Below are 25,118 nucleotides of genomic sequence, written 5' to 3'. Positions count from 1 at the left end.
GGGCTGCCCCCTGCATTCGGATGTTGGAAAATTACGCATCGGTACGCCATGCTGCGTTTGACGAATCATAAAACGCATTGTCTGACGACCCGATTGTTGTTTTTCAACAATCCGTCAGGTTAAAAATGTAATATTGCAATCATTCCGGGGCGGAACCCGCTTGAAATGGTATACCGGATACCCGATCATCAGGGCACCGCAGACCCGGTGATTTTCGGGCAGCTTTATTTCCCGTGCGATCGGCGCCCAGGCATCTGCGGCATTCATGAAAAACCCTGCCCAGCAAGTGCCGAGTCCGGATGCGATTGCGGCCAGATCGAGGAGGGTCATGGCAATGGCGCAGTCGGTTTTTGGCATAAAGGCATCGCCCGGCGCGTGTGCGATGACAAGGTGCGGCGCATTGCGAAGGATAATATCCTTTCCGGCCTCCCATGCCTTGACGATCCCTGTAACCCCGATCTCCCTGAACCAGTCAACAACCATACCGGCCAGTTTATGAACCCGCTCCGGGCTCTGTATCACGGTCCAGCAGACCGCCTGGGAATTTTTGGCCGTAGGCGCCCACCGGGTCACATCGATCAGTCGCTGAAGTTCTCCGGCGGGTACGGTATCCGGTTTATAGGCGCGGATGGAGCGGCGACGGCGAACCAGCTGTTCGAAGATCTGTCTTTCGTTCGGATCAACAACTGCCGGTTTCATCTGTTCGCCCGCGACACCATCCACCGAAATGGCGGCCTCCGGACAAACAGCTGCGCAATGGCCGCAGCCCAGACAAAGCAGTTCGTATCCGTCCACCGTATGAATTTTACCCGCTTCGTCCATTCTCAGTACCCTCATGGGACAAACTTGAGAGCAGATCCCGCAGCGCCGGCATTTTTCATTATCGATGATAATCGTAGACATGGCATGTATTCCTAATACATTTCATATTTTACCAGTCTGCCGTCAAGCCCCCCTGCCTCGATCGGCTTTTTCCATAAGGGTTTCAGGCCGAGTTTTTTGATATAGTCGCGGTCTCCGAAATAAATAAAGGCGGTTGAGCCGATGCATTTGTTTTTGAGGAAATCACCGAGATTTTTGTACAGGGCATCCAGATCCTGATCTGCCCCCATCCGTATGCCGTAGGGGGGATTGATGACAATGATCTGCCCTTCAATACCGGATAAACTGTTAAAATCAGCCTGTTCGATTATTACATTCTTTCCGTAATGAAGGCCCATCAGGTTGGTCTTTGCAGCCTCTACCGCCTGTTCGGACAGGTCGCTTCCGGCAACCAGTCCTTTGGGCAGTTCCCGGATGTTTCCATTTCCTTCAGCTTTGACCTGTCTCCAGGCCAAACGGCTGAAATCCGGCAGGCATTCAAACCCGAATTTTTCCCTGAAAATCCCCGCAGGAATTCTGCTGTAGCGCATCAGCGCTTCACACAGGAGCGTCCCTGAGCCGCACATGGGATCATACAGCGGGACAGACCCGTCCCATTCTGAAAGCCGGATAATCGCCGCGGCAATGGTTTCCTGCATCGGGGCAGATACCGTCTCCTCCCGGTAGCCACGTTTGTGAAGCGGGCCGCCAGAGGTATCAAGGCTCAAATCTGCCTTGTCCTCACTGATATGAAGGTTCAGCAGAATATCCGGATCGTCCACGGATACATTCGGCCGGCTGCCGGTTTTTTCCCGGAAATAATCCGCAACCGCATCCTTGAGACGCAAAGAGGCATATTGTGAATGCGTAATGGCACTGTTGGCGACATTGGCCGATATGGCAAATGTGCTGCCATCTGAAAAAAAATCTTCCCACCGGATCTGCTTTGCCACCGAATACAAGGTTTCGGTATCCGGACAGCTGAATGAGATCAGCGGCGCAAGACACCGTGAAATCAGTCTGGACTGATAATTGATCCGGTACATCACGGATCTGTCGGCTTTAAAATACAATCCGCGATATGCAGGAAGGATACTTTCTGCCCCGAGTTCGGACAGCTCCTCTGCACCGGCCTCCTTGATGTCATCCGCAATCTGGGCAAAATACCGGCCATCTTTCTCGTACTGGTATACGGGTACCCTCGGCTTGCCTTTTCTTAGTTTTATTTCCATACGTTCCTATAGCATTATAAAGAAGATTTGAGCCAGAGCCCTTATTTGTCATTTTGTTTCTGTTCGATTTTGGCCCAGCTGTCGCGCAGGGTCACGGTCCTGTTGAACACCGGGGCATCGGGTCGGGAATCTTTCAAATCCACACAGAAATAACCCATTCGCTCAAACTGATACGGTATGCCCGGCTGCGCCTCTTTTAATCCGGGTTCCAGCTTGCAGTTCTTGAGAATTTCCAGAGAATTTGGATTCAGACTGGATGTAAAATCCATTCCCTCCTGCACATCATCCGGGTTTTCACTGGTAAACAGGCGGTCATACAGACGCACTTCAGCATCGAGCGCATGGGCCGCTGACACCCAGTGGATGGTTCCCTTGACCTTTCGACCGTCCGGAGAATACCCGCCGCGGGTTTCCGGATCATACGTACAGTGAAGCGCGATCACTTCTCCGCTGGTCTCATCCTTGATCACTTCCTCACACTTTATATAGTAGGCATATCTCAGTCTGACCTCTCTGCCGGGCGCCAGGCGGAAATACTTTCTGGGGGCATCTTCACGGAAATCATCCTGTTCGATATAGATGACCCGTGAAAAGGGAACCTTTCGGGTCCCCATGGATTCATCTTCCGGATTATTGATGGCATCGAGCTCTTCCACCTGATCTTCGGGGTAATTGACGATCACCACCTTCAGGGGCCTGAGAACCCCCATGGCACGGGCAGCGCGTTTATTCAGATCCTCCCGCAGAGTGAATTCCAGAAGGGCCATATCCACAATGCTGTCGCGTTTGGCCACGCCAATACGGCTGCAGAAATTACGGATGGCCTCGGGGGTATATCCCCGTCTCCGGATTCCGGATATAGTGGGCAGTCGGGGATCATCCCATCCGCTGACATGACCGGACTGGACGAGCTTGAGCAGTTTACGTTTACTCATGATCGTGAAGCTGAGATTCAGCCGGGCAAACTCGATCTGCTGCGGGTGGCAGAGCACGTCAAGCTGATCCAGTACCCAGTCATACAGGGGCCGGTTGATCTCAAATTCCAGAGTACAGATGGAATGGGTAATTCCCTCGATGGAATCCGACAGGCAGTGGGTAAAATCATACATGGGATAAATACACCACCGGTCACCGGTCCGGTGATGGGACACCTTCCGGATACGGTACAGGACCGGGTCTCTCATGACGAAGTTGGGAGAGGCCATATCGATCTTTGCCCTGAGCACCTGACTGCCGTCTTCGAATTCACCGTTTTTCATCCGTTCGAACAGATCCAGATTTTCCACGACCGACCGGTTCCGGTACGGGCTGTCCTTACCCGGTTCGGTGAGTGTACCCCGGTTTTCGCGGATTTCATCAGCACTTGAACTGTCGATGTACGCCTTGCCTTTTTTGATGAGTTCAATGGCAAAAGCATAGATACGGTCAAAATAATCGGATGCGAAGTACTCGTGGCCTCCCCAGTCAAACCCGAGCCATTTGACATCTTCCTTGATGGAGTCAATGTATTCGACATCTTCTCTGGCAGGATTGGTGTCATCGAATCTCAGATGGCAGATACCGCCAAATTCACTTGAAATGCCAAAATTAAGACAGATGGATTTGGCATGTCCGATATGCAGATATCCGTTTGGTTCCGGAGGAAAACGGGTGACGACCCTGCCGTCATTTTTCCCGGCTTTAACGTCTTCAGTCACGATGGTCCGAATAAAATCACTTGAGGGCTTCGCTTCGATGTCAGTCATATGAATATATTCCTTGCAGTCAAATTATTTGAAACGATATTATCAACGCAGTTGTTCACCCTGCCATTGGATCAGAGTTTAACTTCCGGGCTTTTAGCCCCTTATTCTTCCTATAGCATATTGCTGCCGAATATGCCAAGTTTGGAAACATACTTTGGTGCCCATCCGGTGAATACCGAATTTATGGATGGACATTGATATGTCATTGGGCTTGACCTTCCTTTTTTCCCCCCTGACCCATGGCCCTCAACAATACGGCCCTGGAAATATGAACGTCATATAACGCATTGTAATAACTGGTCAGGGTTCCTGACAGCAGCGTCTGGGCATCCAGAACATCGGTGGAAGTGGCGATCTGCTGCTGATATCGCTCCTGATTGATTCTGAAATTTTCCTTTGCCTGCTCGATCGCCTGTTCGGCCGTTTTGATATTCTTTTCAGATTCCCTGACCTTCAGATATGCCCTTTTAACTTCAAATGCAATATCATCCTGGAATTGCTGTTTTTGCAATCGTGCCTGTGCCAGACGGTTTGATTTTTCCCTGACACGGCTCCGGGTTCTGTTCCAGTCCCAGAAATTCCACGTGGCGGCAGCAGACACCTCCCAGGAGCCGGAATCAGTTATCCCGGATTCCCCGGTGGTATCCGGCCGGTCGCCGACCTGCCGGTAGATTCCCTGCAGATTGACCGACGGATAATAGTCTTTTTTTGCCACCTGGACCTCTTTTTGAGCGATCTGAATCTGAAGATCGGCAATTTTAAACTCAACCCGATGGGTGACCGCGCTGTCCAGACAATAATCGATGTCATGTTCAAACGACGGATACTGCAACCGATCGGATCGGATATCGGATACCTGCATCACAGAATTGAGCGGGCGTCTGAGCAGTGTATTCAGCGCCGCTGCGGCTTCTTCCAGCGCATTGGATGCCCGGGTCAACGCCTGCCCGGCATTGGCCAGCTCAACCCGGGCCTGCAGCAAATCATTCAACGGTATCATACCCACATCATAAAACTCCCGGGCAACTTGCTCATGAGCGCTGATCTGGTGAACGGTTTCCCGCGATACTGCTTCCAGCTGCCGGGACTTGAGAAAGTTGAAACAGGCTTGCCGGGCTGCGAGCACAATATTTTGCAGAAGCAGTGTTTCCCTCATTTTTGACACATCAATACCCAACGCCGATATCTCATACTGATTAATCAACGAAAATCCGGAAAACAGCGGCTGGGTCATGGACAGTGAAAATGTATATTCATCCCGGAGTGAAAGCTGGCCGAACGCAGGAATCGTTACCTCATCATCATTTCTCCGGTATCTGTAACCGGCAGAAAAAGTCGGCAGCAGTCTGGATCGCTCAATATTCTTGACATCAAATGCCGCACGGGTATCTTCCCGGGACTGTTTCAAGCCGATATTAGCCTCAATCGCCTGTTCGATGATCTGCTCAAGCGTAAACACCCCGTCTTCAACCGTTCGTGACTGCACCGGAAACACGGAACCGGTAAACATCCATACGACAATCCAGAGCAGCAGATGCGCTTTTCGCATTTTTCCGTCCCCGTTTCATCTTTCAAAGCGATGAGTCTTCCGCAAAATTAAAAGGCATTGCACGGAGGCATATTGCTTTTTGCCTCAAACGAAGTGCTCCTGCCAGCGGCAGTGCTCCTCAGTCCGGCCGCAGAGCGCTATTTTAGCCCCGAAGAAAGCGGCGTTGCCTTCCACAGGGCACAAGCACAGAGATTGTGGGAAAAAAGACCATTTACGAATGGAAACGAACTTGACCCCCGTACAGGCTTTGTGTAACGATAAATATAATCAGCGTACCTGAAACCCGATGGCTGTATGGACCGCGGTTCCCCGTTATCCGGAACGGCTGCCGCGTTTGGTGCCGCAATTTTACTCATTTTTACGCTTTTACGGGGGAATACATACTTCAACAGGGCTCCAGAAGGATTCATGACAGATTAAGTTTTAACTTTAACATAAATAATACAACACACTCAATTCATGGATAAATAATTATGCATGGCACAGGCCATTTCAAAGCAAAAAAAACGATCCTCGTTGTCGATGACGATCAGATGGTAAGACATATTGCCCGGGCAATCATCGAAAAAATCGGCTACCATGTGATCGAAGCCGAATCCGGTGAACAGGCCATAGATATCGCCAGATATTATGACGGACCGATTGCCCTGGCCATTCTCGATATCGTATTACCGGATATCGCATGCAAAGAGTTGTTTGATATACTCAGGCAGTCTCGTCCGGATATAAAAACGCTGCTCAGCAGTGGGTACAATTTTAACGAGATCATCCGGGATCTCCTGCTTGCCGGTGCAGACGGATTTATCCAAAAGCCGTATTCCTTTAAAAGCATCCAATCCAAACTGAAGGACATCCTTCAGGAATAGCCACCTGATCCGGCCACCGATATCAGGATATTACCGGCTCAATGTGATCAGTGCCACCTCCGGCGGACAGTTGAAGCGAACCGGCACCCCGGAAGCACCGGCTCCGGATGAGGTGTATCCGATCGTAGCGTCATAGGACCACATTCCCCCGGCAAACCGCCGCGGCATTTGAATATGGGTAAATACCGGACCGATAACCGGCAATCGAATCTGCCCCCCATGGGTATGGCCGCAGAGGCACAGATCAATCTTATAGCCGGCTGAGCTCTTCATTATTTCCGGCGAATGTGACATCAGGATCGAAAAGGCCCCCTGCGGCACATCCCGAAATGCCATTTTTAAATCATGGCATTTATAATAATGGGGATCATCCACCCCGACCAGCCATAGTTGCTCTCCGTTTTTCTCCAGTTTAAATGCATCATTGACCAGCATGCAGATACCACAGTCTTCAAGATCGGGTATGGTGCTGATGCAGTCATGATTGCCCAGAATACCGAATATCCCCTCCGAGGCCTGTATGTGTCTGATGATCCGGCGGAGCCTGTGCATCACTTTAAAGAACGGTCCATACATCTCCATGCGGTAATCTCCGCCCAGAAGACAGACATCCACCTGCAGCGACGAAACCAGACTGATCAGACGGTCATCGAGACCATCGAGTCCGTCTATATGCAGATCAGCGATAAACAGGATTTGAAACGGATCAAATACCGCAGGAAGCCCCGGACATGAAAAATGAAGATGTTGCAACCGGACATCCAGTGCGTTATGACGGCCCCGTTCATATATCCCGACGATTTTAAACGTATTTTTCATGAACCAGTGATAATAGATAACATTTTCAAAATTCAGGTATCTTGCCAGTGTTGAAGAGGTTGCATGGCAGGCGCGCCATACCCGCAATCTGGCTGAAGACCTTACCAGCCGGGTCAATTCCCCGGCAGGGGGAGGAATCAGCATTTTCTGTAAAAAAATGGATGCGGTTTGATCAATGGCGAAAAAAAACAAACCGCATTCAACCATCCTGACCCAGGGCATGGCATATGCCCAATGGAAAAACAGCAGCGGGAAACCGGTTTCAAAACACTGATCCAGCAGCGGTGCATGGCTCCCTTCAGAGAGGACCATGCGGCGCTTAATAAAACTGGACAGAACATCACCGATCATGCTCAACAGACCGGCCGTCAGACCGGCCAACGCAGAAACCCCTATCAGATGCGCCGCAACTCCGCCCGTAAAGATCCCCCCTGCAACCCCCCGGATCGTTTTATGGCTACCGAACAGAGCAAACCCATCCCTGAACCGTGCATTGCCATCCAGCGGCTGAGCGCCTATTTCCGGAATGACAAAACCCAGCAACGCCGGGACGGCATTGACACATAAGAGGAATATGGTGATTTCTACGGTACCTGGCATGAAGGGATGGGTTATCTGTTATGGGTTATCAGTCGTGAGTCTTGAGTCTTGAGTCTTGAGTCGTGAGTCCGTAAGTCCGTAAGTCGTGAGTAAATCGTAAGGCACCAGTTTTCCTTGCCGGCCCGCTACATAACGACCCACGCAGCCATCCGTTCTCTCTGATCTCTGACTTCTGATTGACATTGCAAGCAAATTCACCTTATAACACTCGGCACATAAAAAACACCGGTTTGCCGGGGCCCTGAGATCAGAACGAACAGACATATTAACTACAGGAATCGTATCCATGGTACTGAACAGCCTTTTTCCGATTTTTGCATTACTGGCGCTGGGGGCATTGCTGAAAGCCTTTAAAATGACTTCCAGTGAATTTCTGAACACCTCCGACAAACTGATTTATTACATCTTTTTCCCTGTCATGCTGTTCTGGAAAATCGGCAGCTCAAAAACTGGGGCGGCCGTTGACTGGGCATTCTGTGCGGCCTCCATTTGCGCGCTTCTGATACTGTACATTCTCAGCACGTGGTATATCGTCAAATACAAGATTCCGGACTTTAAAGCCGGCTCTTTTTCCCAGAGCTGCTACCGGTTCAACACCTATATCGGAATGGCTGTCATACTCAACGCAACCGGTGAGGAAGGTATCATGTATTTTGGAATCCTGATCGGGATAATCATTCCGCTGATCAACGTGCTGGCGGTATCCACCCTGATCTGGTTTTCCGGGTTTCAGTTCAGTCTCGGGCATCGAATGCAGGTGACGATCAAAGCGCTGATTTCAAATCCACTGATCATCGCCTGCATCGGCGGACTGGTGTATGCCCGGACAGTGAACCATTTTCCCGTTTATATCGATAACACCTTTCACCTGGCATCTCTGGTAACTTTGCCCCTGGCCCTGCTGTCCATCGGCGGCAGTCTGACGCTCGGCTCAATCAAAGGGTATTTTAACCTCTCGCTTATAGGATCTTTTTTCAAGCTGATCGCATTTCCGGTGTTGGGATTCTTATGCATGACGCTGTTTCGGGTTGATCCCATCCCCTTTAAAACCGGGATGATTTTTTTCGCCCTTCCCACTTCACCGGCGATTTATGTCCTGTCATCCCAGCTCAACAGCGATACACAGCTGGCCGCCGCCACGGTGGTATTGTCCACCGTATTGTCGTTTGCCTCGTTATCGGTCGTTCTGATGATGGCGTAGAAACGTAGGGCTCGCTATTCTTTCGCCGGTTCATGCAATTTTCTGAGCACGACCGCCTTTTCCTTTATGGCGGTCAGTTTTTCGGTCATCATGGCCCAGCCATACCAGTATGCATAATCGGGATTGACATGGAAAAAGGCCTGATACGTCCGCATCCGGTCTTTCAGATACATTTCCAGCAGCATCTGATCGATATGGGATGCCTGATTCAGGTTCCCGCCCCCGGTTCGCATGAAATACAGAAGATCCGGATAGGCAAAGGCATACGCATCCGGTTTTTTGAGAATGCCGTCACGATAAAGCGCTGCCACGGTTTCAATGGCTTCGGCCATGAGCCGGTCGGCTTTTTGCATGATGGCATCCCCCATTTCAAGCTGCTTTCTGGCGTATTGTTCGGAATGACAGTTGCGGCAGGTTTTTATCATTTTCGCCCGCTCTTTTTCCCAGGACTCTGCGGTCAGCCGAGCCAGGTCAAGGGTTTTAACCGCATCAAGCCGGGCAGTGGGTTCTCCGGTTTGCGGATTCAAAACGCCCAGGGCCTTAAGGATGGTCACCCGATCCGCAGCCCACTGGGGATCTTCAGGCAACGGAAGGCGTACGCCCAGAAAGCCCCAGGCGGTGTGGTTTTCATGAGACCCACCCGGCATATGGCAATCCTGGCATTTTGGCGCATTCGCAGTTTCTGGCAACATACCCGAGATCTTGGCTTTCCATCGTGTCCCGTGCTTGGAGCTGCTCCACATTTCCCATTGGGGATGATCAAATCCCATGTGGCATTGCTGACAGGCCGCCGGGTGAAGCGCTTCCTTTCTGGAAAAACTGTGGCGGGTATGACATTCATCACAGGAATTATTCTGATACCGGTAGCCGCTGTCATGAAGTTTTTTTCTCTCTTCATCGCTCTTAATTCCCATGTTATGACATCCGCCGCAACCTTTGCCGCCTTCCATCAATTCATCCGGTTCCACATGGGTAACGGGCATCGCGTTCAACGTGTCCCATCCCAGATTATGTTTTCCTTTTACAAACTGGTTAAACTTATCTTCATGGCACTCGGCACAAACCTGTTCATCCGGCAGCACCGCTTTTTCCACACTCGCCGGCCCCTTATGTGCATCCCCATGGCAGGCTGAGCAGGTAATGCCCTCTGCCGCATGTTTACTGGATTTCCAGTCCGCAACCTGCCCCGGGCTCATTCGGTTATGACAGGTAATACAGACTTCGACCTTTTCAGCCGTTTCAGCTGCAACCACCGGGCTGAAACTTCCCGTCATCATCAACAAGCCCATCATTAACGCGACACACATGGATCTTTTCATAAGGCCTCCTTCTTGGAAATATGAGTAAAAAAACACGCGGTTAATATTTTCGACCGCCTATAAACTGGAAATGCTATGAAGATTCGGGGGATTTCTATCGGACAGGAACATTTACTGAAGTATAATAAATGTCGTTCAACGTGTCAAAACCATAAAAACAAGAAGGGTCTTCAACGCCTCTGAAGGGGGGGCGTTGAAGACCTGATTTATTTCTGAAAAAATATTAATAACAATCTGCGTAATCTGTCAAAAAAAATATTTTCCGCAGATTAAAGAAAAGACAGATTGTGGTGTGTTGAATATATTTTCAGCTTAAAGCCTTCCTGTACCCATCCCATTTCGTCTGTATCTGCTGACGAAGCTGTGAAATCTGCTCTGCGGATAAAATCCGAAAACGGCGCTGTGACTTGAGATAATCTTCGACATCAGCCATTTTGCCGGTTGTCATCAGTTTTGCAGACGGGCCGGTCAGGCGGAACTGCCCGTTTTCAATTTCATACAGATCAAACAGGCCGCTTTGCACGGCCATCTGTCCCATTTTTACCGTATATTTCGGATCAAATCCCCATCCGGACGGACAAGGTGTATGGATGTGGATATACCTGGTTCCGGTAATGGTTCTGGCCTTCCGGATTTTATCATACAGATCCAGGGGATAGGCCGCCGAACACGATGCCACATAGGGTATGCCGTGAGCGGACATGATCGAAGGGACATCTTTTTTCTGCTGAAGTTTGCCTAACAACGGGGTGTTTGACGTCAGCGCCCCGTGCGGTGTGGTACCGGACCGCTGTACCCCCGTATTCATGTAGGCTTCATTGTCATAGCAGATATAAATAAAGTTTTCCTGCCGTTCTGAAGCGCCGGACAGCGCCTGGATGCCGATATCGCCGGTTCCGCCGTCACCTGCCCAGGCAGCTACGGTTGTTTTTGTTCTTCCCAGCGCCTTCAGGGCACCGAGGACACCAGTGGCGCCCGCTGCCGTGGAGGCAAACGTCACGTTGAGACACGGCAGTTTCGTGGAGGCTATGGGATAAAGTCCCTGAAGAACTGTCAGACAGCTGGGGGGAACCACCAGAATCGTATCTTTCCCAAGAGCCTTGAGCCCGATTCTATAGGCAATGCCCAGTCCGCAGCCAGAGCAGGCCCGATTACCGGGATGAATGAATTCCTCTTCAGGAAGGCTTAATATACTGGTTTTCGCTTGCATATGTTTTTACTCCTGTATCTTCAGGCCAAGGGTTCGCACAAAAATCCGTTTATAATTGTTTTTGCGCGAGCCCTAACCACTTTGTTTTGCCTGACGCACGGTCATCTTTGCACGATTGTCGAAACACATCGACCAGATCATCGGTTTTAATCTCTCTGCCGCCAAGTCCCAGGATGACCCCCTGCACATCGGGCCGCTCCGGCAAACTCGATAGATGGGCATACAGCGCCGATTTTATATCCGCGCAAAGCGGCCCTTCATAGCCGTAACTCAGCGCCTTTTCAAACACGATCACCTTTTTGGCTCCGGCCAGCAACCGGAAAACCGCCTCATCCGGAAACGGTCGATAAATGCGAATCGCCGCGACACCGGCCCTGATCCCCTCCTCGCGAAGCACATCCACCACATCCCTGAGCTGGTAGGCCAGAGACCCCAGCGCCACCGCGATACAGTCGGCATCCTCACATCGCCAGGCCTCGATGAACGGATCACCGCCGCGGCCAAACGCCTCTGAAAACGCCTGTTCAATGTCAGCTGCCGTATTCAGGGCATTTCGCATATCCTTGTGCAGCAGGGTCCTGAATTCCATATATCCGGGCGCCGGTTCACCCTGCAGGTCCGGCCGGGACTCCGGCAGTGTGACCGTATTGAAGTTGGCCGGCATATTCGGGTCCAGAAACCGTTCGGGCCGATACGATGGCAGGAATCTATCCACCTGCGTTTCATCGGGTACATCAAAGGGCATATAGGTATGAGACAGCAGATAGCCGTCATAACAGACCATTACGGGAATACTGACCGTTTCTGCCAGCCGGAAGGCTTTGATCACCGTGTCGATAATCTGCTGATGATCACAGGCATATATCTGAATCCATCCGGTATCCCTCTGTGACATGGAATCCTGATGATCATTCCAGATCGTCCACGGCGCCCCGACGCCCCGGTTTACGACACACATCACCAGCGGCAGCCGTGCGCCTGCTGCCCAGTGAATCTGCTCATTCATATACAACAGTCCATTTGCGCTCGTGGCCGTAAAGGCCCTGGCACCGGTGGTGGATGCGGCGATACACACGGCCAGCGCGCTGTGTTCACTTTCAACCGGAATATACTGGGCTTTCATTTCACCGGATTCGATCAGTTCCGAGAGCTTTTCGGTCAGCGGCGTCTGGGGAGTAATGGGGTAGGCCGCCACCACCTGTGCTTTTGACAGCTTTACGCCCCACGCCGCTGCCACATTGCCTGATTCAATGATATGCATGGTCTCAGTCCTCCTCCTTTGCAGTCAATCCGCTTTCCTCAACCATCTTAATGGCATGAACCGGGCATTGTTCGGCGCATATTCCGCACCCTTTACAGTACTGGTAATCGATCGTTGGGGGAATAGTGCGGGATACGACCCCTTCGGGGCAATACAGCCAGCACATGAAACAGGCCGGTGCCTTTTTTCTGGCAGGCGTACATTTATCCATGTCAATAACCGGCCGCAGCACCCGCCATGAACCGGTATGGCCCCCATCGCCCGGACCGGGACGACTATATGAGAACTTACAGTTAGAATCCGGGTTTGTCATCTGCACACCTCCACACGTGTCCGTTCGTAAGCAAGCCTTGCCGCCAGGGCATTTTCTTCCGGCCTGATCTTCCGAAACTCATCCTCTATAATCGGGACCAATACATTCATATCCAAAAATCCGGCGGCTTTGGCAAATGCGCCGATGATTCCGGTATTTACAATGGCTTTTGGCAGCCCGGCCTCTGCGGCAATGGAATTGATATCCGCAACCGCAATCGTAATCCACGGAAAATCCAGGGTAGCCGGTTCAACGGAGGAGTTCAGGATCATACACCCGCCCGGCTTCAACCCCGCGGTCACATCCACTTCTTCAAGAAGCATATGATCCAGCACAACGACCATGCCCGGAGTCAGGCTCGGAGAAAGGTCATATATTTTCTGCCTGGATATTTTCAAAGAGGTCATTACCGGTGCCCCCCTGCGTTCGGTACCGAATGACGGCACCATCACGACGCCCGGGTAGCCGGATTCAAAGGCGGCTTTCGCAACGATTTTGGCTGCGGTAATCGCCCCCTGCCCTCCCCTTCCGTGCCATCTGATTTCTATCATGTCTTTTTTCATGTGTATCTCGCTCGCTGTCTTTTAAGGGCCTCGGAAGGCATTAATTCCACAAAAATTGGGCAGGATTTTTATTCGTCTTCAAGGCGCATTCAAAAAGTGCATGCTTGCTGCATGTGCTCTTTGATGCAACGCAGAAGACGGACAAAAAAACAAGCAAGGCTGTGGCAATTAATTCCTTCCGAGGCCCAAAGTAAAATAATAAATCAGCAATGGCCGTGCGCTATTTCAAAATTGAATTTACAAAATCACGGCCTATGGTTATAAATAAATATATTAACCGAATTTCATACATTAATCCGTCACGGATTGGCAAGGATTAAATTTTCATGCAATCCACTCATATTATTAAATAACTATCTGTTTTATCAGTATATAATAAGAACTGCGACACGGATCAGCTGTTCCCCAATTCCCCCTTGGTAAACGAACGAGGAAATCCTGATGAACGATCAACGGACTTACGATAATCTGGTCCGGCGGATCAGACAATTCGAGTCAAAGACAACCCGCCTCTGTCATCAAAACAAAAAACTGATGGAGCACCGGGATCAGCTTGAACAGTTAGCCGAAAAACGATCCGCCCAGTTAAACAGAGCCACCACGCTCCTTCTCAAAAAAAAATCTGACTTCCGGATGATGAAACAGCAGTTACAGGAAAATGAAAAAAAGCTGAACACCATATTCAATCAGACATTTCAATTTATCGGCCTTCTGACACCCGACGGTACGATCATAACCGCCAACCAGACGGCTCTGGATGCCATCGGCGTCCGCGAATCCGATATAAAAGGAAAACTTTTATGGGAAACCCCATGGTGGAGCCATTCTCCGGATCTTCAGATCCGGCTTCAGGATGCCATAACAAAAGCGGCCGCTGGTGAATTTATCCGTTTTGAATCGATTCATCCCACCGCGGACGGGCAATGGCATCATTTTGACTTTTCACTCAAACCCGTAAAAAACCCTGCCGGCGATATTGAATATCTGATACCGGAAGGCAGGGACATTACCGACCGGGTTCAGATGGAGATAGAGCTTCAACAGGCAAAAAAGGAGGCCGAGGTCGCAACCCGGGCAAAAAGCGCTTTTATAACCAATATGAGCCATGAAATCCGAACCCCCATGAATGGGGTCATTGCAGCTGCTGAACTGGCACAGAGCGAGGCCATTTCGCCGAAAGTAAAACATTATCTGAAAATCATTCATGCCTCGGCCAGCTCCCTGCTCGGAATTATCAATGACATTCTCGATTTTTCAAAAATCGAAGCCGGCAGACTGGCTCTGAGCATCAAACCGTTCCGGCTCGATGACATACTTGACCGGGTTACCAATACGTTTGTCAGCAAAGCGGCGGTAAAACAAATCGAATTTCTCACCGATATTGATCCGGAAATGCCAAAAGCTTTGATTGGAGATGCTCTCCGGCTTCAGCAGATTTTATACAATCTGGTCGGAAACGCCTTAAAATTTACTCCGAACAACGGTATGATCCTGATCAGTGTAACCGCATCGGAGCTGTCCGCCAACCGGATCCAATTATCATTTATTGTGAAAGATACCGGAATCGGTATATCTGAAAAGCATCAGCAAATGCTGTTTAAACCATTCACACAGGAGGATATTTCCACCACACGCAAATATGAGGGGGCCGGTCTCGGCCTGAGTATCAGCAGTCAAGTGGCCAGGCTGATGAATGGAGATATTCAGGTTCAAAGCCAGCCGGGAAAAGGCAGTACATTTTCATTTACCGCAGAATTTGATTTGCAGCCGGAGGTCGAATATCCGGTGATAACGGTACCTGATGAGATGGATGGCTTTAAGGTAATGGTCGTTGATGACTGCCCGGACAGCCGGGATATCATCCGAAAGTACCTCGAATTTTTCAGATTCCATGTGACAGCCGTGTCATCCGGAATTGACGCACTGGACATGCTCAAAGGCACCCAAAGTACGGAAGTCCCCTTTTCGCTGATCATGATAGATTTCAACATGCCGGATATGAACGGAATAGAGACATCGAAAAAAATCAGACAGGATTTACAGCTGGACATTCCAATTATACTCATGTCCGTATACGGTATTGAAAATGAAAAAATGGATACCGTAAAAACGGGGATCAACGGTTTTCTGATGAAACCGATGTCACCCGCCGCCGTGTTTAACGCAATCATGGATGCATTCGGAAAACAGGTATTCCGATATCCGGTCCGACAGACATCCGTTAAGAGCCGCTCCGCTCTGAATCAACACAGACTGAAAGGATTGCGTGTATTACTTGTTGAAGACGACGAAACCAGTCGGGAAATTGCAAAGGTCCTGCTTGAAACCGCTCGTGTTACGGTACACATTGCGAAAAACGGTACTGAAGCCTTAAATGCCTTGAAACAACATGATTTCGATGCCGTATTTATGGACATTCAGCTGCCGGATATGGACGGGTACGAGGCTACCCTCACGATTCGTAACAATCCGGAATTAAAAAATCTTCCGATCATCGCCATGACGGCTGACACCACAAAAGACATTGAAAAACAATGCCTTGAAGCGGGAATGGACGCATACATTTCCAAACCCATCCGTCAGGACAGGCTGTATCAGATTCTCTGGAAAGCCATCGAACGATATAAGGCCGTTGAGCCTCCCGCAGAGGCGGACAAGCCTGCCCTTGAATTTGAGCACCCGGATGAAAAGAAACAGCGCTCTGTAGATATTTTACCCGCAACACTGCCCGGAATTGATATCCAAAGCGCTTTGTCCGCCTTGAATATTGCCCCGGATATATTCAGACGAATCCTGACCGGATTTCATCAGAGCAATCTGCAAACCGGAGAAAGAATAAAAGACTGTGTTGAAAAAAACGACTGGAAGCAGCTTCATCTGATCGCCCACAGTCTCAAAGGAAGTGCCGCCAATATTTGCGCCGAACCCCTGCGCGCTGCCGCATACGATCTTGAGAGCGCCACCGTAAACGACACTGAAGCACCGGATGCCAGCCTGATTGACCCGCTGATACAGAAGCTGAATCAGGTTCTGTCGTCTTTGCAGACACTGACCGAGAGCCCGGTTGAAAAGATTGAACCGGACGAGAGCAACGATGTCAAGCCCGAACTGCAATTGTTGACCGACGCCCTGATTCATTATGATCCAATCGGTGTCTACCGCCATTTAAAATCGGTCAGCCCGTTTTTTGACCCACCGAACCGGCAGGCTCTCGAAAGACATATTCATGATTATGAGTACGATGAAGCGCTCGAATTGCTTAAAAAAATAAGTTAAGGGGGACGGAGGGCAGAGGGCAGAGTAAGCAGTAGGGAGTAGGCAGAAATACAGACCACTTTCCCCTTTATCCCTGTACCCTAAACCTTATACTCTTTTACCCGCCCCCTATCTTTCTCTCCCTACTCCCTACTCCCTACTCCCTACTCCCTACTATCCCTTCCCCTCATACAGTCCCTTAACATATTGCCCAATCGAGTCATCCCACAGAAATCGGCAATCCGATGCCTGGCGGCATATTTTCTTCCATTTATCCGGGGCATTCAGTTTTATTTCAGCTGCTTCCCTGCCTGTCCTGATAAAATCATCCACCATCTCGATGACAGTGTTCCCATTGAAAACAAACCCATTGTATCCGTGTTGAACCGTATCTTTTAACCCCCCCACATTATGGACGAGGCAGGGCTGGCCGTCACGCATGGCCAGCATCTGGCTGATTCCGCAGGGTTCAAAACTGCTGGGCATAACAAAAAGATCCCCGTTTGCGTATAACGCCTGTGCGCAATCCTCCGAATACCCGTTTAAAAACACAAAATGACGGTACCGGGAACTCATCTGTGTCAAAAACCATTCATATTCCGGGTCACCGGCGCCAAGAAACAGATAGACGCCATGGCCTTCGATATCTCTCAGGAGTTGGTCCAGACCGGACATCTGACCCGTCATCTGAACAGATCCGGGCGCTTTCATCAAATACAGTTTCTGTTCAACGACCCGGCTGACCGTTGTCATCACCATATCCGGCTTTTGGGATAATCGCTCAAGCTGTTTGAGCCGTTCACAGGCAATAAAATGGGCTGCCGGAACCGTATGGCTTTTCCCGCACCATTGAATAACAGCGTTGGACAGCAATTTCAGCAGCGCCTGCCACTTCATCCTGGCAGGCTGGTGCGATTCCGGATAAGCACAGCCATTGAGAATACCAGACAGGCGGTGCTTGTCCCTGGCTTGCACCAGATCGGCTTCAAGTCCTTCCCCACCGTAAAACATGGGCTGCCTGCTGGGATGAAGAATTTCATCGGCATAGGCAGGAGAAACCGTGTGCACTGCATCCGCTAATCGAATAGCCGACGCCATTGGATTCACGCAATTCCGCCACCGGGGGTCGGAAAGAAGATCCGGATTGTAACCGAGCCCTGGATACCATGCTTCCAGCGATGAATCACTGTTGCGAAACGGGCGAATTCCCTGGAGAGCCAGGTTATGAATGCTGAAAACACTTCGAATCTGTTGAAGCCCTTTCATCTCCGGATGAAATGCCCTCAGGATAAGGAAAAAACCCATGTGCCAGTCATGCAGATGAATGCAGTCCAAACGGCCAAACACGCCATCTGTAACCGCTTTTGCGATTGCCATGCAGAAAAGCGCAAATTTCGTCGCATCCGATGCAAAGGGACGATCCGGCGGGTCAAAAGAATAAAACGAATGATCCCCCCGATTGTCTTGGGAAGCAAAAACGGGATGTTCAATAACCGAAAGGCGAATGTGGGAATGGTGGTTTTTCCCTTGAACCTCATACAGATCCGCTTCATGAAACCGACCGGAGAACATGAACCCGACGGTCCCGGTTTGCCTGGAATCGTTGATCCGATGCAAAAAGCCATATGAAGGCGTCACCACATGCACCATATGGCCACGTGCTGCAAGGGCCGGCGGAACATCCCTGATCACATCGCCCAGGCCACCGACCTTGCCGCCTTTGATACCGTCATTTTCCGATGCCATTATCAAAATATTCATGAAAGGTTCCTTTTAAAATAATCGTTGCCCTGGTCAGGAGAAAGGTTTTTCTTGAAAAGATATCGCAGGCTTTATATGATGATTATGTAAAATTACCTGACAACTGAACGTTTCTCGTCTCGGCATAATATCACGGCAACAGCAAGTCTTCACGTATCTTAGTAACATTCTTCATCAATCGTAATCATGAAAGGAGAGGACCATGGCCAATCCGTTTGGTGTGCTGGATTGTGCTCTGCTCGCCATCGCAACAGGTGAAAAAGCCCACACCCTGAGAGAATTACAGGACCGTTTGACAGCCAATGACGATTTCGGAATCATGTATTATCATTTCTGGGACACACTGCTGCGTCCGCGTTTTGTCGATCGGGAGTATCAGAATGATTTTGCTGCCTGGGCCTGGAATGATCTCCATGACCATCGCCTGGCCGAAAGGCTGGCCATACTGAACCCGACGGACTTTAGCCGCATGGATGATCTGCGCCGGAAAGTCATAGATGTCATCGAGGATCGAATGGATGAGGAAGACTTCAATCCCTGGATTCATGTGGATCATCCGTTTTTTCTGCTCCGTTCTCAAATCATCGTATTTGATACGTGTATTCGTATCAGCAATCCGGAAAAATTGCCCGAAACCGTCAGCAAAATGTCTTCCAGCAGTATTTTCTACCATTTTATTGACTCCCGCCGGAGAACCGTTTCAGGAGAAAATGATTTTTCAGAATGGTTGAGAGGAATCGATGGCCAATTTACAACCCTTGCCGATGATATCGCTGCTATTGATCCATATTTTAACAGCCTGACGGAATTACGCAACCAGCTTGTCACTATTTTATATGCCTATTTTAACAAAAGGGAGGCATGATGGCCAGTAAACTTGACAACTATGCAATGGTCGCCGGCACTGACGTTATCAATCATCTGAGGCAGGTGGCTGAATCGCTCAAAGGCATCAAGGTGGTCCATGTCAATTCCACCAAAGAAGGCGGGGGCGTGGCTGAGATACTGCATAATCTGATTCCCCTGAAGCAGGAACTCGGCTTGAATGCGATCTGGCACGTCATCACCGGTGAATCGGATTTTTACCAGTGCACCAAAAAAATGCACAATGGACTTCAGGGAACCCGTGAGGACATATCGCAATCGCTGCTAACCGCCTACGAGCATACGAATCAAACCAATTTTGAAAAACTCCGAAATGATCTGGAGGATGCCGATATCGTAGTTATCCATGATCCGCAACCCGCACCGCTGCTCAACCTGTGCAGCAACCGGAAAGGCAAATGGATATGGCGGTGTCATATCGATGCCAGCCGCCCTCACCGCCCCGTCTGGAAATATTTAAGACAGTACATATTAGGATATGACGCGAGCATCTGGTCCCTGCCCGATTTTGCCCGTCCCATGCCCCATCCGTTATACATCATACCGCCGAGCATCGATCCGTTAAGTGATAAAAACGCCGAGTTATGTCCCGAAGAAATCGATACAGTCTGCACCACATACGGATTGGACAGAGAACGGCCCATACTCGTTCAGGTCTCCAGATTTGATCGTTTCAAGGACCCGGTCGGCGTCATCCGTTCCTATCGGCTGGCCAAAGAGTTCAATCCGCGTCTGCAGCTGGTGCTGGCCGGCGGAGGCGCTTCGGATGACCCCGAAGGCGAAGAAGTCCTGTCCGAGGTCAAAAGCATTGCTCAGGATGATCCGGATATTCACGTGCTGCTGCTTCCGTCCGATGCCCATCGCACCATCAACGCCCTCCAGCGCATCGCCGATATATCGCTTCAAAAATCGCTCAAAGAAGGATTCGGACTGACCGTTACCGAAGCCATGTGGAAAGGCAAACCGGTTATCGGAGGGAATACCGGCGGTATTCGCCGGCAGGTGATCGACAATCATACCGGATTTCTGGTCAATACGCCGGAAGGGGCTGCACTTCGCATCCGTTATCTGCTCAACAACCGGGAGAAACTGGATGAAATGGGCGCCAAAGCCAGAACCTACGTCAGAGAAAATTTTCTCCTGACACGTCATCTTCGCGAATACCTGTCTTTAATGCTGGCAGTCATTCGTGGTACCCGGGATCGGATTGAATTGTTTTGTAAAATGGACCGGTAAAAAAACAGGATGAAAGGTATAGGGTATAGGGTATAAGGTGCAGGGTATAAGGTGCAGGGAATCGACTCTGGTCGATGGGGTTTATGGATGAATACAAAACTGGGCGCCACCTTTCTGGGACTGAACCGATGCCGGTTTATCGTGTGGGCACCTTTTGCCCGGCAGGTGAATGTCCATATCGTGTATCCTGAAAACCGGAGCGAGGCGTTAAAAAAAAATGCCGATGGCTACCATTCTGGTATTATCGATGGCACAGGTCCCGGAACCCGGTACTTTTATCAACTGGATGACGGGGGGCCGTGGCCCGATCCTGCATCTCGATACCAGCCCGAAGGCGTGCATGGCCCTTCGGAAATCATACCCTCCGTATTTTCATGGAATGACAGCCACTGGTCCGGCATCTGTCTGAGCCGGTACATTTTGTATGAGCTGCATGTCGGCACCTTTACCCCGGAAGGGACATTCGGAGCCGTTATCCCCTGGCTGGACACACTCAAAGATCTGGGAATTACCGCCATCGAACTGATGCCGGTTGCCCAGTTTCCGGGGGATCGAAACTGGGGGTATGATCCGGCCTATCCGTTTGCGATTCAGCATTCCTACGGGGGTCCGACCGGATTAAAAAATCTGGTCAACGCCTGTCATCGCAAAGGACTGGCCGTTGTTCTGGATGTCGTCTACAATCATCTCGGGCCCGAGGGGAATTATTTCAGCAAGTTTGGCCCTTATTTCACCGATGTATATTCAACCCCGTGGGGACCGGCCATGAACTTCGATGACCGGGGAAATGACCATGTCCGCCGGTTTTTTATTGAAAATGCGATCTACTGGATTCACGACTGTCATATTGACGCACTGAGAATCGATGCGGTTCATGCCATCATGGATTTTTCCGCCCGTCCGTTTCTCCTGGAGCTGTCGGAAACCGTCCACCGCCTGTCAGAAAGCCTGAACCGGCGCGTCTACACGATTGCGGAAAGCGATCTCAACGATACAAAAATAGTACGCCCGGAATATCTTGGAGGCTATGATCTGGATGCCCAGTGGAATGAAGATTTCCACCACAGCGTCCACAGCCTGGTAACCGGAGAAAAAACCGGCTACTTTCAGGATTTCGGAACATTGGATCACCTGGCCAAAGCCTGTCGGGAAGGATTTGTTTATTCCGGACAATATTCGTTCTATCGAAATCGCAGACACGGAAATTCCTCACGGCAACTGACCGCTGACCGCCTGATCGTATTTATACAGAATCATGATCAGGTGGGTAACCGGATGATGGGTGAGCGCTTATCCGCTCAGGTTTCATTTGAAGTCCTGAAACTGTCAGCGGCCCTGGCCCTGCTGTCCCCGTTTATTCCCCTGCTGTTCATGGGTGAGGAATACGGGGAGCCGGCTCCCTTTCAGTACTTTATCAGCCATTCTGATCCCGCATTGATTGAAGCTGTCCGCAAGGGACGCGAAAAGGAGTTTGCCGCTTTTCAATGGCAGGGGGTTCCTCCGGACCCTCAGGATATCTCCACCTTTTTACAGTGCAAACTCAATCATGGCCTTCGACACCAAGGCCATCACCGGGTATTGTTTGAGTTTTACCGCTATCTGATACACCTGCGGAAAACAATCCCTGCTCTGGCCTGTCTGAATAAAGATCAGATGACGGTAACCGCAAATGAAAACCGGCACACACTGACGGTTCATCGCTGGAATGGTTCCAGCCATGCCCTGCTGCTGTATCATTTTAACAGTGAACCGGCCGAATTCGAAATAAGAGGGATTCCGGGCCAATGGGATAAACGGCTGGATTCGACAGAGCTGCAATGGAATGGTCCCGGAAGCACAATTCCACCTCAAATCCTGTCAGAAGGACTGATAACGCTAACTTCAGCACCGCATGCGGTGCTTCTGTTTACCCTGGATAACGAACTGGCCAATCAGATTCACACGGGGGAAATTCAAACGGGCGAGACTCAAACAGAGGAGAGATAGACAGATGAACAAATATATCTGTATTCACGGACATTTTTACCAGCCGCCCCGTGAAAATCCATGGCTGGAAGCCGTAGAACTCCAGGACTCGGCATATCCATACCATGACTGGAATCACCGGATTACGGCTGAATGTTATGCAACCAACGCCACCTCCCGGATTTTAAACCAGAAAAATCAGATTCTGAAAATCGTGAATAACTATTCCAGAATCAGCTTTAATTTCGGACCCACATTGCTGACCTGGCTGGAACATGAAGCACCGGACGTCTATAATGCCATTTTAACAGCGGATGTTGAAAGCCGGCAATTTTTTTCAGGGCACGGTTCCGCGCTGGCTCAACCGTATAACCATATGATTCTTCCTCTGGCCAATCCCGCGGATAAATATACCCAGATATACTGGGGAATCCAGGATTTCACCCACCGGTTCAACCGGAAACCCGAGGGAATGTGGCTGCCGGAGACAGCGGTTGATCTCGAATCCCTGGATATGATGGTCGAACTGGGTATCCGGTTTACGATCCTCGCCCCGCATCAGGCTGCCCGGATAAAACCCTCGGATAAAGGCATCTGGTCAGATGCAGCACCTGACACGATCGATACCACCATGGCCTATAACGCCCGGCTGCCATCCGGCAAAACCATATCCATCTTTTTTTACGACGCGGAAATATCGCATGCCGTCGCATACAAGGGACTGATGCAGAATGGGAAAAAGTTTGCCGAAATGCTCCTGAACGGCTTTTCGGACGAGACCAGCTCCGGGCTGGTCCATATCGCCACAGACGGAGAAACCTATGGCCATCATTATCAGGGTGGCGACAAAGGACTTGCCTTTGCGCTGAACTTCATCGAATCCCAGACATCGGTATCGTTAACCAATTATGGCGAATTTCTGGAAAAGCACCCACCGGCTTATGACGTTCAACTGGTGGAAAATTCCTCCTGGAGCTGTCCTCACGGAATTGAGCGATGGAAAAGCAACTGCGGATGCTGTACCGGAGGACATCCGGACTGGAACCAGTCATGGCGTGCGCCGCTTCGGGCATCCCTGAACTGGCTCCGGGATCAACTGTCACCCCCATATATGGAAAAGGCGCAACAACTTCTGAAAAATCCGGTTACCGCACGCAATGATTATATCCAGATCCTGCTGAACCGGTCCCTGAACCGGTCCCCCCGGTCCAATGATACGATCGAAGCGTTTCTTTCCAGTCATGCGGTAAGAAAACTGGAGCCTCCCGAAATAAACACGGTGTTGAAGCTCATGGAACTTCAGAGAAATGCCATGCTGATGTTCACCAGCTGCGGCTGGTTCTTCGATGAAATCTCCGGTATCGAAACCGTACAAATCATTCAATACGCCGGACGGGCCATCCAGATTTACAAAGAGTTGTTTGGAAATTCCATAGAAACAAACTTTCTGACAAAATTGGAAGAAGCAATGAGCAATTTTCCTGAACATGGAAATGGTCGACTCATATACGAAAAATTTATCATACCGTCTATGGTGGATTTAAAAAAAGTGGGAGCCCATTATGCCATGAGTTCGATATTCGAGCAATATGCCGATCAGGCATCCATCTTTTGCTACACCGCAGACAGGGAAGATTACCAGATCCATACGATTGGCAGATCAAAGCTGCTGACAGGACGAATTCGTATCACATCGGAAATTATAAACGAATCTGTCCGGCTGTGTTTTGCCGTGCTTCATCTGGGCAAACATACCCTTACCTGCGGTTCCCATGAATTTCAATCCGATGAAAATTACGAGTCAATGAAGGAAACCATCTCTCAGGCCTTTTCCGAAGCGGATTTTCCAAAAACGCTTCAGTTAATGAATAACTATTTCGGCACATCCATCTATTCGCTTCAAACTATATTCCACGATGAACAACGTAAAATTCTGGATCAAATCATGCAGCCGGCCTTAGATGAAGCACAAAATGCCTTCCAGCAGATATACGAAAGCAATGCCGCCATGCTGCGATTTCTGAAAAATATAAATATACCTATTCCGGACAGTCTGTACAAATCAGCAGAATTTTATCTGAATTTTCACCTTCTAAAAGCATTTCAAAATGAAAATTTTGAGGAATATCAGATAAAAAGTCACCTGGATGAAGCCGGAATGATCGGCGTTCCCCTGGATTCGCTGACACTTGAATATGCATTGCGGCAATCGCTTGAACTGATTGCCGATTCATTTTCTAAGCAGCCCTTAGATTTTTCGGCCCTTGAAAAACAGGAATCCGCAGTCAATCTCCTGAAGATACTTCCATTTAACGTGAATCTGAGAAAAATTCAAAACATGTTCAATACCATCATGACCGATACCTATCCGGAAATGAAGAACAAGGCTCAACAAAAAGATGAAGCCGCTGGCCGGTGGGTTGAGCATTTTATCGCCGTGGGCAGGAATCTGTCATTTTATATCGAAGAATGAGGAC

18 protein-coding genes are annotated in these 25,118 nt (G+C 49.9%); 7 read left to right on the top strand and 11 right to left on the bottom strand.

Translation table 11 applies throughout. The features are described from left to right. Positions 1-114: 114 nt before the first annotated feature. From PHQ97_04335 to PHQ97_04320, 4 genes are all read right to left on the bottom strand, one after another. Positions 115-903 (bottom strand): nitroreductase family protein, encoded by a 789-nt coding sequence (locus PHQ97_04335; protein ID MDD4391965.1) that lies wholly within the window; start codon positions 901-903, stop codon positions 115-117. Between the two features lie 11 nt (positions 904-914). Further along, positions 915-2,093 (bottom strand): class I SAM-dependent RNA methyltransferase, encoded by a 1,179-nt coding sequence (locus tag PHQ97_04330; GenBank protein MDD4391964.1) that lies wholly within the window; start codon positions 2,091-2,093, stop codon positions 915-917. Positions 2,094-2,134: 41 nt separating this feature from the next. Further along, the gene (locus tag PHQ97_04325; protein ID MDD4391963.1) at positions 2,135-3,838 is read right to left on the bottom strand and encodes a glutamine--tRNA ligase/YqeY domain fusion protein; all 1,704 of its coding nucleotides are present in this window, start codon (positions 3,836-3,838) and stop codon (positions 2,135-2,137) included. Between the two features lie 202 nt (positions 3,839-4,040). Next, the gene (locus tag PHQ97_04320) at positions 4,041-5,387 is read right to left on the bottom strand and encodes a TolC family protein (GenBank protein ID MDD4391962.1); all 1,347 of its coding nucleotides are present in this window, start codon (positions 5,385-5,387) and stop codon (positions 4,041-4,043) included. A 473-nt stretch (positions 5,388-5,860) separates the two neighbouring features. Here PHQ97_04320 and PHQ97_04315 point away from each other — a divergent pair, with 473 nt between their 5' ends. Beyond that, positions 5,861-6,253, top strand: coding sequence for a response regulator (locus tag PHQ97_04315; protein MDD4391961.1), 393 nt, complete (start codon positions 5,861-5,863; stop codon positions 6,251-6,253). A 30-nt stretch (positions 6,254-6,283) separates the two neighbouring features. Here the strand turns inward: PHQ97_04315 and PHQ97_04310 are convergent, their stop codons facing one another. Next, entirely contained in the window at positions 6,284-7,672 is a 1,389-nt protein-coding gene (locus PHQ97_04310) for a CDP-archaeol synthase (protein MDD4391960.1), read from the bottom strand. Between the two features lie 286 nt (positions 7,673-7,958). Between PHQ97_04310 and PHQ97_04305 the strand changes: the two genes are divergently transcribed. After that, positions 7,959-8,873 carry an AEC family transporter gene (locus PHQ97_04305; protein ID MDD4391959.1) on the top strand — a complete coding sequence of 305 codons (915 nt, stop codon included), beginning with the start codon at positions 7,959-7,961 and terminating at the stop codon, positions 8,871-8,873. A gap of 14 nt (positions 8,874-8,887) precedes the next feature. Here the strand turns inward: PHQ97_04305 and PHQ97_04300 are convergent, their stop codons facing one another. The 5 genes from PHQ97_04300 to PHQ97_04280 form a co-directional block, all read right to left on the bottom strand. Further along, positions 8,888-10,192 (bottom strand): multiheme c-type cytochrome, encoded by a 1,305-nt coding sequence (locus PHQ97_04300; protein ID MDD4391958.1) that lies wholly within the window; start codon positions 10,190-10,192, stop codon positions 8,888-8,890. A gap of 307 nt (positions 10,193-10,499) precedes the next feature. Beyond that, positions 10,500-11,402: a thiamine pyrophosphate-dependent enzyme gene (locus PHQ97_04295; GenBank protein MDD4391957.1), complete on the bottom strand. Its 903-nt coding sequence runs from the start codon at positions 11,400-11,402 to the stop codon at positions 10,500-10,502. A gap of 49 nt (positions 11,403-11,451) precedes the next feature. Continuing rightward, on the bottom strand, positions 11,452-12,663 hold the full coding sequence (locus PHQ97_04290) for a pyruvate ferredoxin oxidoreductase (protein MDD4391956.1): 1,212 nt from the start codon (positions 12,661-12,663) through the stop codon (positions 11,452-11,454). Positions 12,664-12,667: 4 nt separating this feature from the next. Next, positions 12,668-12,976: a 4Fe-4S binding protein gene (locus PHQ97_04285; protein MDD4391955.1), complete on the bottom strand. Its 309-nt coding sequence runs from the start codon at positions 12,974-12,976 to the stop codon at positions 12,668-12,670. Then, positions 12,973-13,527 (bottom strand): 2-oxoacid:acceptor oxidoreductase family protein, encoded by a 555-nt coding sequence (locus PHQ97_04280; protein ID MDD4391954.1) that lies wholly within the window; start codon positions 13,525-13,527, stop codon positions 12,973-12,975. Before PHQ97_04280 ends, PHQ97_04285 begins: the two co-directional genes overlap by 4 nt. Positions 13,528-13,980: 453 nt before the next feature. Here PHQ97_04280 and PHQ97_04275 point away from each other — a divergent pair, with 453 nt between their 5' ends. Beyond that, positions 13,981-16,815, top strand: a complete 2,835-nt coding sequence (locus PHQ97_04275; GenBank protein ID MDD4391953.1) for a response regulator — start codon at positions 13,981-13,983, stop codon at positions 16,813-16,815. A 153-nt stretch (positions 16,816-16,968) separates the two neighbouring features. Here the strand turns inward: PHQ97_04275 and PHQ97_04270 are convergent, their stop codons facing one another. Then, positions 16,969-18,555: a glycogen/starch synthase gene (locus tag PHQ97_04270; GenBank protein ID MDD4391952.1), complete on the bottom strand. Its 1,587-nt coding sequence runs from the start codon at positions 18,553-18,555 to the stop codon at positions 16,969-16,971. Positions 18,556-18,757: 202 nt separating this feature from the next. Here PHQ97_04270 and PHQ97_04265 point away from each other — a divergent pair, with 202 nt between their 5' ends. The 4 genes from PHQ97_04265 to PHQ97_04250 all read left to right on the top strand — a co-directional run bounded on the left by PHQ97_04265 (position 18,758) and on the right by PHQ97_04250 (position 25,114). After that, positions 18,758-19,420, top strand: a complete 663-nt coding sequence (locus PHQ97_04265; GenBank protein MDD4391951.1) for a DUF5752 family protein — start codon at positions 18,758-18,760, stop codon at positions 19,418-19,420. Then, positions 19,417-20,676 carry a glycosyltransferase gene (locus PHQ97_04260; protein MDD4391950.1) on the top strand — a complete coding sequence of 420 codons (1,260 nt, stop codon included), beginning with the start codon at positions 19,417-19,419 and terminating at the stop codon, positions 20,674-20,676. The genes PHQ97_04265 and PHQ97_04260 overlap by 4 nt, the downstream gene beginning before the upstream one ends. Before the next feature lie 87 nt (positions 20,677-20,763). Next, positions 20,764-22,662 (top strand): malto-oligosyltrehalose trehalohydrolase, encoded by a 1,899-nt coding sequence (treZ, locus tag PHQ97_04255; GenBank protein ID MDD4391949.1) that lies wholly within the window; start codon positions 20,764-20,766, stop codon positions 22,660-22,662. Positions 22,663-22,666: 4 nt separating this feature from the next. After that, on the top strand, positions 22,667-25,114 hold the full coding sequence (locus PHQ97_04250; protein ID MDD4391948.1) for a DUF3536 domain-containing protein: 2,448 nt from the start codon (positions 22,667-22,669) through the stop codon (positions 25,112-25,114). The last annotated feature ends 4 nt before the right edge of the window (positions 25,115-25,118 follow it).

It is taken from the genome of Desulfobacterales bacterium (assembly GCA_028704555.1).
Classification (GTDB): domain Bacteria; phylum Desulfobacterota; class Desulfobacteria; order Desulfobacterales; family JAQWFD01; genus JAQWFD01.
The sequence above is the reverse complement of the archived record's forward strand: the minus strand, read 5'-3'. Positions and strand labels throughout refer to the sequence as shown.

Coding starts and splice junctions, on each gene's coding strand:
- PHQ97_04335 (MDD4391965.1), bottom strand. CDS start 903: ATGTCTACGATTATCATCGATAATGAAAAATGCCGGCGCTGCGGGATC.
- PHQ97_04330 (MDD4391964.1), bottom strand. CDS start 2,093: ATGGAAATAAAACTAAGAAAAGGCAAGCCGAGGGTACCCGTATACCAG.
- PHQ97_04325 (MDD4391963.1), bottom strand. CDS start 3,838: ATGACTGACATCGAAGCGAAGCCCTCAAGTGATTTTATTCGGACCATC.
- PHQ97_04320 (MDD4391962.1), bottom strand. CDS start 5,387: ATGCGAAAAGCGCATCTGCTGCTCTGGATTGTCGTATGGATGTTTACC.
- PHQ97_04315 (MDD4391961.1), top strand. CDS start 5,861: ATGCATGGCACAGGCCATTTCAAAGCAAAAAAAACGATCCTCGTTGTC.
- PHQ97_04310 (MDD4391960.1), bottom strand. CDS start 7,672: ATGCCAGGTACCGTAGAAATCACCATATTCCTCTTATGTGTCAATGCC.
- PHQ97_04305 (MDD4391959.1), top strand. CDS start 7,959: ATGGTACTGAACAGCCTTTTTCCGATTTTTGCATTACTGGCGCTGGGG.
- PHQ97_04300 (MDD4391958.1), bottom strand. CDS start 10,192: ATGAAAAGATCCATGTGTGTCGCGTTAATGATGGGCTTGTTGATGATG.
- PHQ97_04295 (MDD4391957.1), bottom strand. CDS start 11,402: ATGCAAGCGAAAACCAGTATATTAAGCCTTCCTGAAGAGGAATTCATT.
- PHQ97_04290 (MDD4391956.1), bottom strand. CDS start 12,663: ATGCATATCATTGAATCAGGCAATGTGGCAGCGGCGTGGGGCGTAAAG.
- PHQ97_04285 (MDD4391955.1), bottom strand. CDS start 12,976: ATGACAAACCCGGATTCTAACTGTAAGTTCTCATATAGTCGTCCCGGT.
- PHQ97_04280 (MDD4391954.1), bottom strand. CDS start 13,527: ATGATAGAAATCAGATGGCACGGAAGGGGAGGGCAGGGGGCGATTACC.
- PHQ97_04275 (MDD4391953.1), top strand. CDS start 13,981: ATGAACGATCAACGGACTTACGATAATCTGGTCCGGCGGATCAGACAA.
- PHQ97_04270 (MDD4391952.1), bottom strand. CDS start 18,555: ATGAATATTTTGATAATGGCATCGGAAAATGACGGTATCAAAGGCGGC.
- PHQ97_04265 (MDD4391951.1), top strand. CDS start 18,758: ATGGCCAATCCGTTTGGTGTGCTGGATTGTGCTCTGCTCGCCATCGCA.
- PHQ97_04260 (MDD4391950.1), top strand. CDS start 19,417: ATGATGGCCAGTAAACTTGACAACTATGCAATGGTCGCCGGCACTGAC.
- treZ (MDD4391949.1), top strand. CDS start 20,764: ATGAATACAAAACTGGGCGCCACCTTTCTGGGACTGAACCGATGCCGG.
- PHQ97_04250 (MDD4391948.1), top strand. CDS start 22,667: ATGAACAAATATATCTGTATTCACGGACATTTTTACCAGCCGCCCCGT.